The sequence below is a fragment of the Sphingobacterium tabacisoli genome, from assembly GCF_017908035.1.
GTDB lineage: Bacteria > Bacteroidota > Bacteroidia > Sphingobacteriales > Sphingobacteriaceae > Sphingobacterium > Sphingobacterium tabacisoli.
The window spans coordinates 1-18057 of sequence record NZ_JAEQMU010000004.1 but is presented as its reverse complement, the minus strand read 5'-3'; the positions used below and the strand labels follow the sequence as shown (position 1 = coordinate 18057).

Genomic DNA, 18057 nt, shown 5'->3' with positions numbered 1-18057 from the left:
AGTAGTCATTAAAGCATAATATATAATGAGATTTATCAATTGCAAAATAGCAGCTATTTTGTTGCTTCACTGTGCCTTTTCGGGAGAAATAGGTCACGTATCTGCGCAGACAGATGCTCGATTGCAAGGGCAGGTTGTCGATGAAAATGAGGAACCTATATCGGGGGCTACCGTCTACTTGCTCCAGACCAAACAGACGGAGAAAACAGATGATAGAGGACAGTTTTACTTTAATGCTGATAGGGGAAGTCATGATTTACAGATAAGCAAGATTGGATATGCCAAACAGCAGTATAAAGGAACCTTTGGAGAAAGGAAGTGCCTTGTTTTTAAATTGCTTAGAGACTCGGTAGCGCTGCATGAAGTCATTATAACGGCAACACGTACTGAAAAGAAGTTGGAAGATATTCCATTGCCAATGACGGTGATTACTAAAGAAGAGTTTCAACAAAAAGGAATGGTACGGCTTAATGAGGTGCTCGCTGAACAGCCTGGGGTGGTATTGGTCGAGAATCACGGAACAGGCCTACAGCTACAGGGATTTGATGCAAAGTATACGTTGATACTTATTGATGGTGAACCGGTTATTGGAAGAAGTTCAGGTACATTGGAACTTTCTCGGATCACTATGGCAAATGTCGAGCGAGTGGAAATTCTGAAAGGACCTTCATCTTCATTGTACGGGTCGGAAGCCATGGCAGGCGTTGTCAATATCATTACGAAGAAGGCTGTATTGGGAAGACAATTGGGGGCTGCTGTACGTTATGGTACGCATAACGCATTGGATATAGGTGTGGATGGCAGTATAGTGGGACGCAAGTCGGGAGTGTATGCCGCTTTTAACCGGTTTAGTAATAGTGGATATGGCTACGCTGATGAGGCAGTAGGAAAAACTGTTGCTCCATTTTACGGTTACACGGGGCATGTCAATGTTGACTATCACGCGATACCGAAGTTGGATATTAGGCTGGGGCTGAAATACAATGATGAATATGCTCATGACAACTATAAAACTAATACAGCTGTTGCCCAAGAAATGGTTTCGTCCAAATTCTTAAGAAGGGACCTGGCTTTTACTCCTCGGGTGGAATATCGGTTTTCAGATAGGCACAAGTCTTTTTTAAGGATTAATCAATCTCTTTACAAAACGGATACACGTATTCATGTGGTGGAGGACGGTAAACTGTATAATCATGATTTCTTTGATCAAATGTTTTCCAGAATAGAACTGCAACATGATTTTAAAGTCAATGATAAGGTGTATCTGACAGGAGGTGCAGGTGTGACGGATGAATGGTTGAAAGCAAATCGGTATGACGATAAAAAGGAATTCAAATCCGGATTTGCTTATTTACAGGCGGATGTGGAAATTTCAGAACGCTTGAATGTAATCGCTGGTGGGCGATTCGATATACATAATGTGTACGACTCGCAATTTAGCCCCAAGATAGCTGCACAATACAAGCTGTTGCCGTGGCTTAGGCTTAATAGTTCTGTGGGGAGCGCATATAAAGCTCCAGATTTTAGGGAGCTGTATCTCAATTGGACAAATCCTACTCAGGGATATAGCGTATTCGGTGCAGAAGATGCAGCTTATAAATTAAATAGGCTTATAGAGGCAGGAGAAATAGCCGAGGTCTTGTTTGATCCTGCACGAATTAAAGCGCTGCATGCTGAGCGTTCATGGAACTATCAGGGAGGTGTACGATTATCTCCATGGAAGCCAATGACAATAAGTGCTAATGTATTTTATAATGAGGTATCCAATCTGATCGAAACCTTTGTGTTGGCAACTAAGACCAATGGTAAATCGGTATATACCTACTCGAATCAGGAACACGTAGTCATTAAAGGTATAGAGTCTACTATTTCTTACAAATGGCGGGATCTCCATTTACAGGTGGCAGGACAATATCTGCGCACAGCGAATACCACTGTGCAGGATGCTATAACGGCCGGAAAAGGATACTATACACGTGATGCAGAGACCGGAACCAGTCGGTTGGTCAGACCGGATGAGTATGGTGGACTGTTTAACAGATCGCAGTATACAGGTAATATGAGCATGACTTATAACTGTCCAAAGCCGGGGTTGGTATTTACGCTACGTTGGGCTTATCGTGGGCGATTTGGCGTTCGGGATATTGACGGGAATGGGATCCTGAATTTAGATGAAGAATATGCTCCTGGTTATTCTCTATTTAATGCATCTATTGTCAAATCATTTTACAAAGACCGCATAACATGTACCCTTTCGGCAGAAAACTTAGGAGATGTCAGACGCACCGGAGTGGCGACAATGCCGGGACGTCTATTCTTTGCCGGGATATCTTATCGCATAATCAACTAGTACATTCATATTAAATTATAAAAGCAATGATTAAAAATCACATTTTTCAAAAAGTTAGTTTGTTTGCAATTTCGGCGGGACTTCTCCTGACCAGCTGTAGTAAAGACAATAAGGAGCTCGACGAGGTAGCGAATAAACAGGAGGTAGTTGCGGTAAAAGATCTCAACGGTCTGGATAAAGGTGGGGTGTATTTCAGTTTGGAAAAGAACCGAGAAACCGAAGAAAACTCTACTGATTGGGATATCAAGATAACAGGTACTACAATCGGTTTCGGGAATGGTGCAGTGGGGCAATTGGTAGAAGGTGTGTTGGATAGTTACCATACGGCTCCAACAGAGGGGTATAGCAATTCGGGAATAACGGGGAATAATACCTACTATGTGAATACCTTGTACAATGCGCCCCAACACGCTATATTGATGAAGCCAGGGGTGCTTATTCTTGTGAAGACCAGTAAGGGGAATTACGTTAAATTGGAGATGTTGAGTTACTATAAAGGTAGTCCTAATGTGAAAACTCCGGATTTTGCAGATATACCTACTCGTGGCGAGAAATGGCCAAAACAGCACTATACATTCAACTATGTATTACAGTCGAATGGAACGAATAAGTTCTAATATTTCTCTTTTGTTTATCCATAATGCGCCCTCCGAAAGGAGTGGTGCATTATGTTTTTGGTGCTAAGATAATTTTTCCGTCAGGTGTTAACTGTTGTATATCAGTTCTTCGAGTAGCTGTTGTAGGCGGCGGGTTACCATACCCGCTCCTGGACCAAAGTCTTTATAACCGAGCACAGCGGTGACCGGTGTGATGTTCTTAGTGGTTGAACTGATAAATGCTTCGCGTGCATTTTTTAAATCTTCTAACGTGATGTCCCGTATTTCAACTTCGATTTTTTCTTTTGCCAGTTCAAGAATCTTCATCCGGGTAATACCTTGCAGTACATCATCATCAGCAGTGAGTAATTTGCCCTCTGAGCTGATCAAGAAGAAATTGGCACGCGGGCATTCCGAAATAAGTCCATTCTGTACATAGATGACATCATTGGCTCCCTCTTTTTTAGCGACTTTAAGGGCTTGTATGCCCATTACATAATCAATAGACTTGGCCTGACTGAAGGGACGGTGATATTCGAAAGGCAGTAGTTTGATTCCTTGCTCTTCTGTTGTGTTGTCCCGTGTTATGGGATGCTGACTGATAATCAGGTTCGGTTCGGTAATGGTATAGCCGTCAGAACTGTAGCCTCCCGTCAGTAGTATCTTGATGCCGGAGTCGGGCATATTATTGGCCTGCATCAGCTGATCGATCATTTTTTTGAGCTCTAGCCGACTGTAGTTTACGGGGAGGTCCATAAGGCGTGCCGAATGGTAAAAGCGATCAATATTGTCTTCGATAAAAATAGGTTTTCCTTGTACGCTTTTAAAATAATCAAATATCCCATAGCCTCGGACTACGGCAAGATCAGTGATTCCTAATTTGGCTTCATTTTCAGGGATCAGTGTCCCATTGAAAATTACATAGGGTATTTGCATTGTTTTTTGTTTAGTGGTTATGGTAACAAACTTAGTCAATGGAATATGGAAAAGCAATAGGAAGGGCTTCTATGGCGAATGGAAATTCTAATATGAATTGGGATTCAAAAATTGCTCATCCGATAAGGTTTTAAGAAAGGTTATAATAGATTTTCGCTCCTGCTGGTTCAGCGCCCTCTTCCGAAAAGTTTGTGGAAATTCTTCAGGATGCTGTAGTAATAAACTATCTAGGCCATCAAAACGTCCATCGTGCATATAGGGGGCAGAAGCATGTATATTGCGTAGAGATGGACTTTGGAGCTTTTGATTCAGTAAAGACACCATAGTTGTATTACTGTGAAAAAAAGGAGCGATATGGCAACTTGCACATTCGCTTTCAAATAGCATTTGTCCTTGCTTTTCTTCTGCAGTAAAGACTAAATCTCCCCGAAGCATCCGGTCATACCTGCTGTCCCAAGAATTTAGGGTGCGTAGATATTGCGTCAGCACATCGATAACATGCTCTTTTTCGATTTCTTTAACCTGGAATATCGTTTTCAGTTTTTTGCTGTATATAGGGTGCTGTCGTACTCGCTCGAGGATTAAGTCAATATTGCTGTTGAGTTCTAAGGTATCCCTGATTGCATTGTATATCGTTTCCTCTAGCTGATCTGCTCGGCCATCAGCAAAGTAATGGCTCTTCCAGATAAGATTAATCAATACAGGTGCGTTTCGTGTAGTCGGAAGTCCTCGGTCTCCGATGCTGAATCTCTTGCCCAGGTCAGCGTAGGAAGCTGTCTGTTGGTGACAGGAAGCACAGGAAATCTGTTGGTGCCTAGAAAGCAGGACATCGTTGAACAACTGTCGACCCAGGCTGGCTCCCTGTACGGTAATGTCGTCTTGGTTGATAGGGGTGCCGAAGTGCGCAGGACTGTCTATATTTATGGGAGAGTCATTGTTGACCAGAAATTGGTAGGCTATTATCAAAATAGCAGCAACAAAAAATACACTTACAATGACGAGTTTACCTGAATTCGATTTATGCATTAGATCTTCCGCTTCTTTACGGGCACAAAGGTAAAGGAATTATATAAAAAAACGCCTAAAGCGGGGAGCTTTAGGCGTTTTTAACTAACCAATTATTAACCTAAATTATGAATACTAAATACTATTCTAATATCGTGCCAAAGTTTGTTTTTTGAGTAAGATAGGTGGTTCGTAATGAATTTGTAGCATATCCGGGTTGTGGATATGTATTAAGGTCGGATTTTGTTTCTAAAGTTTGACTACCTTTGCGCGCTATGACGTCATCTACAAGGGTTTATCAGATCGATCTTTTCCGGTTTATTGCCGCTATGGCAGTCCTATGTTATCACTTTTTATATAGAGGTTTTAAAGCTGGCAATATGTCACTCTTGCGTTTTGATGAAATGGGGTCTTATTTTAAATATGGGTATCTAGGGGTAGATATGTTCTTTATAATTAGTGGTTTTGTGATTGCTTTTTCAATAAAACACCTTTCCTTACCCCGGTTTTTACAATCTCGTTTTCAACGACTTTATCCCGTCTATTGGTTATGTCTCTGTGCAACCGCTATAGTCACTTATTATTTTGGGGCTCCTAGGTACGCTGTTACCGGGGCAAAGTTTTTGGTCAATATGACAATGATACAGACATTCTTTGATGTCGGACACGTTGACGGTGCCTATTGGTCATTGTACGTAGAAATGAAATTTTACCTCTTGATTGTATTCTTTTTAATGGTGAACTATATTAAAAAAATCAGTCTCGATTATATGGTCTGTGTTTGGCTACTCCTTTCTGGTTTACGGTTTATTATAGGAGGGACGCCTATTTATACAGTGCTGTATCATTTTTTTATTTTGGATTGGAGCTCTTATTTTATTGCTGGAATACTATTTTATCGAATTTATGCTGTTGGGCCGAAAGTTATTTATTTCGCTTTGCTGGGCTGTTGCCTTTTTTTATCGATCTATACGTCGGTAGGAAGAATAAACTGGTTGCAACGCACTTTTCATGAGGAGTTTTCATCCTATGTTATCGGAGGTGCTATCATTGGGTTCTATATTCTTATGGCGCTGGTTGCCTTAAAAAAGATGCAGTTTGTCAATAGCCAGCGATGGGTTCAATTAGGGATGCTGACTTATCCATTATATCTATTACACCAACATATAGGCTTTATTATTTTTAATAAACTATATTCCTACATGAATAAATATGTGCTCGTGTCGCTTGTGACTGTATGTATGGTGGGGCTAGCTTACGTTATAAGTTATAAGATCGAACCTAGATTGCTCCGGTGGATGAGAAGAGAGCCGAAGTAACGGTATTACATCAAGCGCTTTAACCATTTTAATAAACGACCCTTATCGGTATACGGAGGATAAATAAGTTGGGAGAGCCCGAATTTTGATTGGTACATAATAGAGCGCTCATGGGAGAACGCCTTAAAACCGAAATAACCGTGTGAACTCCCAGTACCACTATGATTGACTCCGCCAAAAGGGAGGTGCAGATTGGAAACATGAAGAATTACATCATTGACACAAGCACCTCCAGAACTCACATTTTTAAGAACATGATCCGTCGTTTTCGTACTATTAGAGAATATATATAGTGCCAATGGCTTTGGTCTATCCTGAACAAATTTTATTGCTTCTTCCAGTGTGTTGTACGTAATTATGGGTAATATGGGGCCGAATATTTCCTCTTGCATTACCCGGCTATCTAAGGGTACATTCTGTAGGACCGTGGGAGCAAAGGTGTCTTTCGAATCTCCAGTTCCCTTCCAGGCGATACATGCGCCTCGTGTACAGGCGTCGTCAGTGAGCTGTTGTAGGCGGGATAGGTGTTTTGGGGTGATGATCTTTGGATAACTGTCTGTATCAATAGCACCGGACGGTTTGTAGATGAAACGTGTTACTGCGGCTTGAAAAAATTGGATGAATTGTTCTTCTTGGCTCTGCTGTATCAGAAGGTAATCTGGTGCGATACAGGTCTGCCCTGCATTGAGAAGTTTGCCCCATGCGACCTTTTCGGCCACCTTTTGTAAATCTGTATCGCGGTCGATTAGTACAGGTGATTTGCCACCAAGCTCGAGGGTGACTGAACTCAGATGTTTTGCGGCCGCTTGCATGACGATTTGCCCCACCTGGGTGCTTCCCGTAAAAAAAATATGATCAAAAGGAAGAGCAAGAAGAGTCGTGGATATCTCTTGATCCCCCAAAGCGCAGTATACTAAAGACGGATCGAATACAGCGCTCAGGATCTCAAAGATGATATTGGAGGTATGTATACTGTATTCTGAAGGTTTAATCATCACCGTATTACCCGCAGCGAGAGCCGAGATCAAAGGTCCCATCGTCAATTGGAACGGGTAGTTCCAGGGAGCTATAACGAGACAGGTGCCTTTAGGCTGATAGGTTATTCTGTTTTTTGTGAATAGATTGGACAGAGTGGACTTCGTACGTTTGGGCCGTGTCCAATGCCGGAGGTGTCTGATCGCAAAATCGATTTCTGAGTAGATAAAATAAACCTCTGTAACTGCAGCTTCAAATTCACTTTTTCGTAAGTCCAGAGCTAGTGCATTGAATACTGCAGATTCGCGTTGCTGTATGCTGTACTTTAGTTTTTTTAGGTACGCTATACGTTCTTGTACGGATGGTACACCGGTTTGTTGTCTTTGTGCTTTTTGTCCTTCGAATATCGTTTTCAGTTGTTGTTGCATATCACCTCCCTGTAATAAAAATACGCCTTTTTGCCACAAAAGTGAAATATGCAATGTGGATTGTTTGTTGAGAAGTCGGTGTAAAATTCACGTTTTGCTCATAAGTCCAACGGCCGAAATTCAATGGAATAGCAGATTTTTAATGAATCAGTCTACGGATTTCTAGATGTAATTGTTAAGGGTAAGTAGGTTGTTTTTTAAAAAAAAGTATACGGATCGTAATCTTAATATTATAATTATGTAACTTATTGAGTGTAAAAAAGATTTATTTTTTATAGAAATGTTTTTATCCTATATTTGTAGAATCATATATTGTTAAACAATATGTGATAGCGCATCTATACTATCACCTTGGGGATTATCTATAGTACATCGTCATTACATAAGTAGGCGATTTTTTGAACTTAACTTAAGAGAATTTTTTCTAGTGTCAATGTTTTTCTGCTTCGGCAGAGGTTACGATGCTTGGGATTAATTTTAGGGCATTTTATTGTACAGATTACAATTGTGATCCAAACTGATTTTTGGTTTCATGCTTTTTACTGAGTATGAGCATAGTGCTATATTAATTTTGTTAACGAGAAAAATCAACATGACCTTGTCTTCCTTTTTGAAGAAATTGACTTTTTTTGAATTGCTTGTTTCTGTATTGACCATACTGCAGTTATATCATTTTTGTATACTGTTTTCCAACTATAGTTTTCCGATGCCTTTGCTGTACGGTCCTTTATTCTGGGCGATGTATCAGTATTTGTCTAAGAAAAGTGAAGCGGTAATCAAGCGGGATTTACTGTTGGGGAATATTCCTTTTGTATTTTTTGTGACTTGGTATCTTATATTGGGAGATACTTTTGATTGGGCATATTTTGAGTGGTACCTCCCTGTTATGATTTTAGTGCAGATAGGTTATCCTTTAGTGATTTTATTTCGACTGAAAGGAACGCGCAGCAAAACGGAAGGGTTTGTTTTGCTGAAACAGTTAATGGCTCTAGGTATGGGGATTTTTCTTTTTGTGGGAGCCGTATTTTTGAAACACTATATGCAAGTCGATCTATTTATGGGGATCAATCCGATTCATGCTATTGCAGTTGCTATGGTCTTTAGTTTGTTTATGCTTGTCAACTATATGTACTCTCGCTTCCATGCTGTAGAACAGGATAGTGCTGTTGGGCCTGTTGCTGAAGTTCCGGTTGTACCAGCTGATGCTGGACTGCTGACACATTGCGGAGGAGAATTAGTCCGGGCAATGGAAGTCGATCGCTTGTTTTTGGACTCAAAATTGTCTTTGGATAAATTATCTAATCATATTGGTATTGCCAAAAATATAATATCCCATTATCTCCACGATCAGCTTCAGCTGACCTATTACGAGTGGTTGGCAACCTATCGTATACGTCACGCGAAAGAAATTCTGACCGAATTCGGTAGTGAATATAAAATCGAAGCAGTAGCCCATTCTTCCGGGTTTTCTTCTAAGACTACATTTAATCGATATTTCAAAGAACGGGTAGGGGTTTTACCTTCTACTTATAGAGAACAATCTTCATTCACCTAGGTATGTTTGTTGTTTTTCTATATGCTTCCATTTTTGTAATCGCCCTGCAAGCGCTTTTGTTATCATTTGGAATCCAGAATCGCAATACGATAGATAATATCTTATCCGTCTTTTTGATACAGATGCTTGTTGATGTAAGCTTTATGTTTTTGTTTACTGAAGTTTTTCCAGGAATGGAATATGTGAGTACAGCAGCGCCTTTTGGATTGACCTTTGGCCCTTTTCTCTTTTGGATCTATAGAATATTAGAAGGAAAAGAGGTGTCTCGAGGGAAGTTGTGGCTCCATTTTATCCCCTTTTTATTAGGTGTCATCGGTTATGTCGTATTTTTGTGCTCTCCTTTGTTTAGAAGTTCTTATACCATCGGTTATTACACTGTTCTTTATGGTGCCATGTGTGCATCATGGGTATTGTATCCCATATTTGTGCTCACCGCTAAAAAGGGACCTGAAAATATCAACCTTGGTGTTTTTAAGTACACGATGATTGTGCTGTTGATATTAACTTCATTTATGTTGCCTTTTGTGTGGGAAAACTACAAGGGAGGTGTAAAAGAGGAACCATTGATGACAGGAATTGTCGTAATTGGAGCAATGTTGGCCGGTGTGTCTTTAATTTATTGGTATATGCTGGGCCGGCTTCGTGTTCCTTTGGTAGCTGAGGCCGAGCGAAACTCCGAACAGATTGCCGATGTGCAGTTAGTTCCGCTATTGTCTCCGGAGGGTGAATCAAGACAGTCGATATATATATCGACTGTGCATCAACGTAAGATTGCCGAATATTTGGCCACCGAAAAATATTTTGATGCAAGCTTTAAATTGGAGCAGATGGCGCAGGACTTGAATATTCCCAAGAGTTTCATTTCCCAATATTTTACACAGGTGTATTCGGAGGGCTTTGTAAAGACGATAAATTCCTGGCGTATTGCTAGGGCCTGTGATATGTTGATGTCCGCAGAATTGGATATGAGCATGGAAGAACTCGCCTTTGCCTGCGGATTTAATTCCAGAGCTTCCTTCTATCGTAATTTTAACCTTGAAAAGGGATGTTCTCCCATGGTTTATCGAGAGCAGAATCTTGTTAAGTTGTAGATCCAATGGTTTACAACTGCTACTCTTTATTAAGCCTTAGCTCGGGTACAACTCCTTTAAAAGTTTTCGGTTTTTAGCCTATTTTTTTAGTTGCGACATTCTCTTTTTGTTACTTTTTCTTTGCCAGATTCTTGCCCAATTTCTCCAATCTGAGTATGCTATTCTTAAATAGTATTTTAAATTAATATTTCCGCTCGAAATTCCATTTTTATGCTGTCTCAAAAAAATATTTGACAGCTTTATATGTAGCTTGTTGGCTACATTTTTTTAGGTTTTTATCTTGTTAAGTTGTTGTTTATCAGTTTGTTTTTTGTGTCTCATTTTTTAACTGGACAACAACTGGACAAAATGAGACATGAAAATATTTTGGGTTATCTACTTTTGCGCCTTATTAACTACCCGTGGGTAGGGATAAGCTATTTTGAGTACTCTTGATGAGTAATATGAGTAGTAAAATCTTCAAACTGCAAAAATTATTAATTTATATACATATGAAATATCCATGTAGCACAGACTGCACAAAAACGAATGAATGTCGTTTGGATATTCCATATGATAGCTGGAAATCAAATTATATACATATGAAATTTAAATTTCGTGGTTACGTAGGGAAAGTGTTTTTATGGCTCCTGACTATGTTGGCTGTTGTGGGGACACTACAGGCGCAACAGGGCCGTATCAACGCGGATCTCGCTGTTCCTAATCTTGAGGTGGAAAACGGAGCTAAGACTCTTAAGGTCCGTATCAACAAGACTAATGATGAATGTGCTGAAGGTAAATTGAGTATTAAGTTGCCTTCCGGTTTCAAGTACGTGAAAAAGTCAGTAAAAATTGATGGACAAGCGTTAGTATCTCCTGCTGTGGAGACAATAAATACTGACGGAGTAACAATTCCGGTAGCTATATCTTCAGGAACTTCTGGTTATGTAGAGGTTACTTATGACGTGGAGGCGCTTTGCCCTGCTTTAAAGGTAAATGTGACCGACCGTTTTGCTAGCTACACACTTAAGGGCTGTGGTGCAGATGCAACCGCGAAAGGAAATATTATCAATTTACAGTATGCAGTATTAAACATTTCCGTAACTCCTAATTTAACCATGGGGTTGGTGGGCCAGGAGCTCACGCGTACCATTACTATTAAAAATTCAGGAACAGGTGGACTTCCTGCGTTTAGGATTCCAGTTAAGTATGGTAATGGTATTATTAGATTACAGGAAGGTCAAGCGACATTGCCTATTGGGCTTACATTTAATGAAAATGATAATACCTATAGTTATGTAGGGAATTTTGTTGCGGGCTCAACTTTAACATTTACAGAAAAGGTTGCTATAAATAATTGTGAAGGTTTATTATCTACTTATGAAGCTATTTACGGAGAGAGCTGTGAGCGGAATAATAATGATAAGGCTTCTGTCGCCGTACAGATTGATGATAGTAAACGGCCTCGTATTGTTATTTCAGATGTAAGTGAGTTGCAGACTGTCTGTATGGGTGGAACGTATAAACATGAGTGGAAGGTAGAGAATACTGGTAATGCTCCTGCTTCGTCGATAGTACTTGATATAAATGCAGCCAAAATTGATGGAGCAATTACTTTTTCTGGAGTAAATAGTGCCCTAGGAACGGTTAGCGGTTCTACTTTAAAAATAGAACGTTTGGAACCTGGAGAAGTATTGATTGTTACTTTTACACAACGATATGCTACTCCTGCAAGCGGTACAGACTGTGCTTTAGCACCGAAAAGTTATACCACAGAATCTACAGGATATAAAGTTACATATATCCATAAGGAAAGCTGTATAGGAGGGAAAACTCCAGAATACGCAGCATCTGCTACGACAAAGGGAGGACTAACTTTTGCTTTTGCTGGCGAGAATGTGGGTGAACAAGATATTATTGGTGCAGCTCCTTATCAAGCTGATTTTAAGATAGGGACATGGTCTTTTCCAAAAGAAGGTTTGGTAGCAGATGCTTACCTGGAAATTACTATTGATTTATCGGCAGACCTCTCTCAGTCAGACTTAGCAAATCTCAAATTATTTAATGGTGCGAAGGATATTGCAACTGAGGTGACTAAAGTCAGCGATACAAAATATAAAATTAAAATAAAGCGTGACGCTTTAATCCAGAATACCGAAGGTAACTGGAGATTGAAGTTTCCTCTGACTTTAACTTGTCCGACAACGGAGGCTAATCCATCTTATAAGATAACAAGTACATTACACAATTGTGGTAATGAAATCACTTTTGCTTGTGAGACTATCGCATTGGATGCTACTTGTCCAACCGGAGATTGTGACGGTGGTGGAATGCATAGGGGAAAGGTCTCCTTGCAACGGGTTACGATCGGGCTAGCAGATACGGACAATAACGGTATTCCTGACAGTAATAGTCCTGCGACAGGCCTAGGCGAATCTATCCGCTCTTTTGTTGCTGGGGATGTTATCGAGATCGCTCAACAAGGAACCGTAATCGCTCCTAAGAACGAAACCGACCATGTATGGAAAAACGGAGGACGATTTGAAGTCTCGGTTGTTGATGCTGGATTAGGATTGGTGTCCAGTGGGCTGTTTGGTAAAGTGGTGGTGGTTAGAAATGGCACAACTGCATTTACTTTTGAGAATATCGCTATACAAAGTGAGGGAAATAAATTCTTTATTGTTCTTCCTGCCGAGAATCAAACAAGCGCATTTGCTGGCTTTGTGAGCGGAGATAAAGTTACGGCTTCTTTGCTGTTGAAAGCGACAAAGGCTAACGCAAATACCGGTTTGAAAAGGTTTGTAACTGGATATGGATTATACGATGCAAGTAAACCTAACCCTAATCTGCTTACTTGTGGTATTTTGGATAAGGTATCGGGATACTATGCTAGTACAGCATTGAACACAGGTACAGACAACGGAACCTATAATATCCCTGGTTGTGAATCCGGACAAGAAGGTGCTGGATTTAGAATCGATTTTGCAATCGATGGAGATGCTTATCGTAATGCATTATTCCCAGACGAATTCAGAGAGATAGCAAAACCAAAGACGGTTACTTTTGAGGTGTCTTCTGGTCTAACTATGAAGGGATATCGTGTTGAATTAGAGGGGAACGGTGCAAACCCTACACATATTGATGTGAACGGATTATCTGTTTCGGGAGGAACATATGCTATTAATGCTAATACGTTAGCGGGGCATTTGCGTGCACTCAAAGGCAACAGTCCATGGGGAGTTATCGATGAAGGTTTTACTTTTATTGTTAGGCCTATAGTAACGCCTAATTGCATTGAAACAAGTCTTAAGGAAACTATTAAAGTTTCGGCAACGGTAGACGGTAGTTTTTATTCAGAGGGTAAGGATCATGTTAATGTTGTCGATGTACCTGTCAAAGCACAAACGTTGAACTATAATACCGATAATGATAAATTAGAGGTTAAGGTATCACAGGTTTCTACGATTGCTTATACACAAGAAGCAAAATGGTTAGTTAAAGTTTCGAATCGTTCGGAGTTCCGTAAGTTCGATAACTTATGGTTAGCGAAGACGAAAGGGAATGTAGATATTTCTAGCATAATAGAGGTTGAGTCATTAACTGATATGACCGAAGTGAATTCCGGTATTTTGAAAAACAATGGCGGAGTATATAATCTGAATCATATCAATGCCGAGCAGTCCCGTTACTTCCTTGTTACAGCTGCAGTTAAAAATTGTGAAGACGGCAATATTGAAATTGCCTATGGTAGTGACTGTAAGGGAGTACCCGCATCAGTAGCAGAAGCTTCGTGTAAAAAAAGCTACGCAGAGCAGCTTAGCTTTGTCTTGGTCGATCCAATTTTACAGACTACAGTTATCGACGATCCAGGAGTAGGGCCATTGCCTATATGTAAACCTATTACCTATATAGTAGAGATCAACAATGCTGGAGGAGAAGCGAAGGATTTGAAGCTGAATATTAAGATGGCTTCTTTCTTGAACTACGTAGGTGTAGGAAATATCAGTACGAATGCATATATGTCAGATGTGTATACAACACGGCCTGGCAACATAATCTTCAAGGAATCAACCCCTATTCAAGGCGTAGGTCTTTCGGGCGATAAAACTGAAGCAATTATCACTATCCCTGCAAGTTTTCTTAAAAATAACAGTTTGCAGAATGGAGAACGCTTTTACTTAAAATTCCAGTTGCAGGTTGCCAGTTGTGAATTTAAAAGTGGGCAGACGGTAACATTAACACCTGCCGCAAAAAACTTCTGTGGCAAAGAGGTTAAAGGTGTAGAGCGGATATTAGAAGCTGGAACGGATCGTATTATTCTAGATGGAGCCCCATTGGATGAACCTGTGGTTGATTTGACTGGAGAGGTGAAAATTAACCTAACACCAGCTTTGGGAGATCCATTAACAGCGACTTATACTGCTGTGGTGACAAATATCGGTAAAGATGGTAAAGAACATCCGATTACGGGAAGAATTTCGAATGGGCGTGATGCTAGTAAATTTATTTATAAATATGCTTTAAAACTTCCTGAAGGATGGGTTATTGATAATCCACAAGGTTTTATAGCAGAAAATAAACTAAAATATACGAATGTTTTAGACCCTGTTAAAGGATATATTTTTGAATTTAACGAAGATTTAGCTTTCCAAGAGAGAATAACGCTAAAAGGCAAAATTAGATTCGAAGGTGATGTGAAGTCAATTGAATGTGGAAATTCCGAATTTACTTTTGGAAACATTCAGCAAGAGGTTTATACTACATTTAAACCAGCAGGAACGTGTAGCTTAGCTCTGTCTTGCGGCGGAATGGAGCTATTGACCAAAGATCATAGTACACCATTTAACCTTTCACGTATTAAACCTGATTACAAAGAACAAGCATTCTGTATCAAAGGTACACCTAACCTTAGTCAAGTTGTATTAACTAATAACGGTATTGTAGAGTGGTATAGGGATAAAGAACTTACAGATCGTATTCTGGATAGCGAATTAGCGAACGAAGATCTATATGCAAGGTATCGGGCGAAAGCAGGAAAGGGTATTGCTGCAGGTGAAATTGGTGAGATTGTTTATTATGCAGCAAACCGATTGGTAGAGGAATCAACTTGTTTAAGTGAGAATACGGAAGTACGTATTGTTCTAGAGGTAGATCCTATCGCTAATGCGGGACTAGATCAGTTAAAATATAACGATGGCAAGTTTGCGTTAGCAGCTAATAATCCAGTAAGAAGTAGCACTAACCAAACGGGAAGTAGTGGAGAATGGATTGTAATAATACAACCTGCAAAGGGAGGTGTTACGTTCTCTAATAAGTATAGTTACGAGAGTACAGCTACTATTGAACAAGGTAACACTGCAACCTTGGAATGGCAGGTGAAGAATGATTGTGGAAGTGCATCTGATCAGGTTGTAATCCGTTCTGAAATTGCAACTATTGAGTTAACCAAGTTAGCTAAAAAGCAGGTAAAGGATGATGTCAAAGACAAAGATAATGATGGCCGACATAGTGAAGGAGATGAAATCGAATACGAATTTGTAATCAAAAATACAGGTGAAGTAACATTGAAAGCTCCATTTAGGATTGTGGATGAGAAATTGGGCTGGACGGGAGCCGGATTTGAAATCTCAGGGCTTACCGAACTGGTTAAATATCAAGAATTCCGCTTTAGTGCTCCAGTACCATATGCGATCACACAGAAGGATATGAATGACGGTAAAGTTGTAAATACAGCGACTGTTACGGGTAAAACTCCTGAAATACCTACAGGAAGTAATACTCCTATCGATATTAAAAGTAAGCTGGCTAGTAAAACCACGGATTTGATTCAAGCGCCAAAGCTTCAATTAATAAAATCTATTACTTCTATAGGAGGGAAAAGTAAGGTTGGTGATAAAATCACATATACGTTTGTAGTTACCAATACGGGGAATGTCACTATCAAAGATTTGAAACTGACGGATGCTAAATTAGGATTAAAAGGTTCAGGAAGTTTTAAGCCTTCTACTACTATCGACCCGGGTAAAACTGCAACTGCTACCGCAGATTATGAGTTAGTTCAAGAAGATTTGGATAGGGGCTATATAGAGAATACAGCTACAGCTACAGGGACGGATCCGAAAGGTAAACCTGTCGAGGATGTATCCGATACGGGTACTAGACCTGACGGTTCTGTTATTGACAAACCAGGCGAAGAGGATAATGATGGTGATGGTAATCCTAACAATGACCCTACTATCTTAGATTTAGTTCAGATTCCTGGTATTAAATTAGAGAAAAAAGGCGAATACAAAGGAGACAAAGACCGCGCTAAAGTTGGTGATAAAGTTGAATACACTTTTGTGGTGACCAATACTGGTAATATAACATTGAAAGATGTTGTGTTGACAGACACGGAGTTCTCTGGTAAAGGAAACAAATTAACTATAACGGGACCTGCTGGAAACCCAAGTGGTAATACGGTTAGCAAGTTAGCCCCAAAAGCGACGTTGACTTATAAGGCCATTTATTCATTGACGCAAGAAGATATTGATGCAGGAAAGCTTATAAATCAAGCAAGTGTAACGGCCAATCCAAAAGTCTTGGATCCTACTAAGCCATTGCCACCAGTAACTGGTACATCAGTAGATCCAAATAATCCTAGTGAACCGAATGGTAAGACTGTCGTTTCAATTCCTCAAAAAGCGGATGTGTCTGTTGAGAAGACCGCGTCTAGAACGGAGTTTTCGGTTATTGGAGACGATATTACTTATACGATTAAAGTAACGAACACAGGTAATGTTACCCTGACAGATTTTGTCTTCTCGGATACGATGTTCCCTACTTGGGTACCTAATCCGAAATTAGATAAGCTTGAGCCAGGAAAATCCCAAGCGTATACCATAGTTAAAGCCATTACCCAAGATATATTAACTGCAGGTGCAGACTTGTTTAATGAAGTGACCGTAACGGCGAAGGATCCTAATGGTGAACCGGCGGAGGATGATGATAATGTAACGGTGCCATATAAGAAAAATGTAATTCTTGCGAGTCCTGATACTTATGGACCTTTCAATGGTCGAGATGAGCACACGACAAGAACAGTATTAGAGAATGATAGGTTGAACGGTGTTGTGGTCCAGTCAGGTCAAGTAATTCTTACGCCAGGCATAGTCGTGGATAAAGACAAGCAACCAATCCAGGGTATAGTAATGAATGTGGATGGAACTATTTCGATTACTAAGGGCGTAGTACCTGCTGGTACGTATACATATCCATATACCATATGCGAAGCTTTAAATACGACAAACTGTTCTTCTACGGTAGCAACGATTGTTATAATCGCTTCTCCGATCAAAGCCGAAGATGATAAGTTTGGTCCGATCAATGGTAAAGATAAAACGGTAACACCGAGTGTACTGGAAAATGACAAGTTAAACGATAATAAAGTCGATCCTAAAGATGTCAAAATCACAGTTGAAAAACCTGCTGATCCACGTAATCCTGGTGAGCCTGTGCCTACTCTGGATCCAAATACAGGTAAGGTGACTATCAATCCAGAGACACCAGCAGGCGAGTATAAGATTGAGTACAAGATCTGCGAGGTATTGAATCCTACAAACTGCGATAATGCGGTGATTACGATTACAGTAGTGGCGCCAGAAATAGAAGCTATCGATGATGCTGTTTCAGGTATTAACGGAAAAGATGGTAAGGATAACGTTATCAATGCGCTTACTAATGATAAATTGAACAGAGTTATCGTTGATCCTTCGGAGGTGACACTAAAAGTTGGTGGTAATAAAGTTACTTCTCCTGTTTCTTTCAAGGACAAGGATGGAAAA

The 18057-nt window shown here is 40.1% G+C and carries 9 protein-coding genes; 6 read left to right on the top strand and 3 right to left on the bottom strand.

Annotated features, from left to right (window positions below; all coding sequences use genetic code 11):
- The first annotated feature begins 25 nt into the window (after positions 1–25).
- Positions 26–2350, top strand: a complete 2325-nt coding sequence (locus JKG64_RS14515; RefSeq protein ID WP_210355049.1) for a TonB-dependent receptor — start codon at positions 26–28, stop codon at positions 2348–2350.
- Between the two features lie 26 nt (positions 2351–2376).
- Positions 2377–2967, top strand: a complete 591-nt coding sequence (locus JKG64_RS14510; protein ID WP_210355048.1) for an HmuY family protein — start codon at positions 2377–2379, stop codon at positions 2965–2967.
- An 87-nt stretch (positions 2968–3054) separates the two neighbouring features.
- On the opposite strand, the gene JKG64_RS14505 is transcribed toward JKG64_RS14510, so the two are convergent.
- Together JKG64_RS14505 and JKG64_RS14500 are read right to left on the bottom strand one after the other, a co-directional pair.
- A complete protein-coding gene (locus tag JKG64_RS14505) occupies positions 3055–3882 on the bottom strand; it encodes an aminotransferase class IV (protein ID WP_210355047.1) in 828 nt (275 codons plus the stop codon).
- 87 nt (positions 3883–3969) lie between these two features.
- Positions 3970–4908, bottom strand: a complete 939-nt coding sequence (locus JKG64_RS14500; RefSeq protein WP_210355046.1) for a cytochrome-c peroxidase — start codon at positions 4906–4908, stop codon at positions 3970–3972.
- A gap of 254 nt (positions 4909–5162) precedes the next feature.
- Between JKG64_RS14500 and JKG64_RS14495 the strand changes: the two genes are divergently transcribed.
- Positions 5163–6206, top strand: coding sequence for an acyltransferase family protein (locus tag JKG64_RS14495; RefSeq protein WP_210355045.1), 1044 nt, complete (start codon positions 5163–5165; stop codon positions 6204–6206).
- 5 nt (positions 6207–6211) lie between these two features.
- On the opposite strand, the gene JKG64_RS14490 is transcribed toward JKG64_RS14495, so the two are convergent.
- Positions 6212–7663, bottom strand: a complete 1452-nt coding sequence (locus JKG64_RS14490) for an aldehyde dehydrogenase family protein (RefSeq protein ID WP_246512619.1) — start codon at positions 7661–7663, stop codon at positions 6212–6214.
- 517 nt (positions 7664–8180) lie between these two features.
- Here JKG64_RS14490 and JKG64_RS14485 point away from each other — a divergent pair.
- The 3 genes from JKG64_RS14485 to JKG64_RS14475 form a co-directional block, all read left to right on the top strand.
- A complete protein-coding gene (locus JKG64_RS14485) occupies positions 8181–9164 on the top strand; it encodes a helix-turn-helix domain-containing protein (protein WP_210355044.1) in 984 nt (327 codons plus the stop codon).
- Positions 9165–9166: 2 nt separating this feature from the next.
- Entirely contained in the window at positions 9167–10255 is a 1089-nt protein-coding gene (locus JKG64_RS14480) for a helix-turn-helix domain-containing protein (protein ID WP_210355043.1), read from the top strand.
- 581 nt (positions 10256–10836) lie between these two features.
- On the top strand, positions 10837–18057 hold a 7221-nt coding region (locus tag JKG64_RS14475; RefSeq protein WP_210355042.1), incomplete at its 3' end, for a DUF7507 domain-containing protein.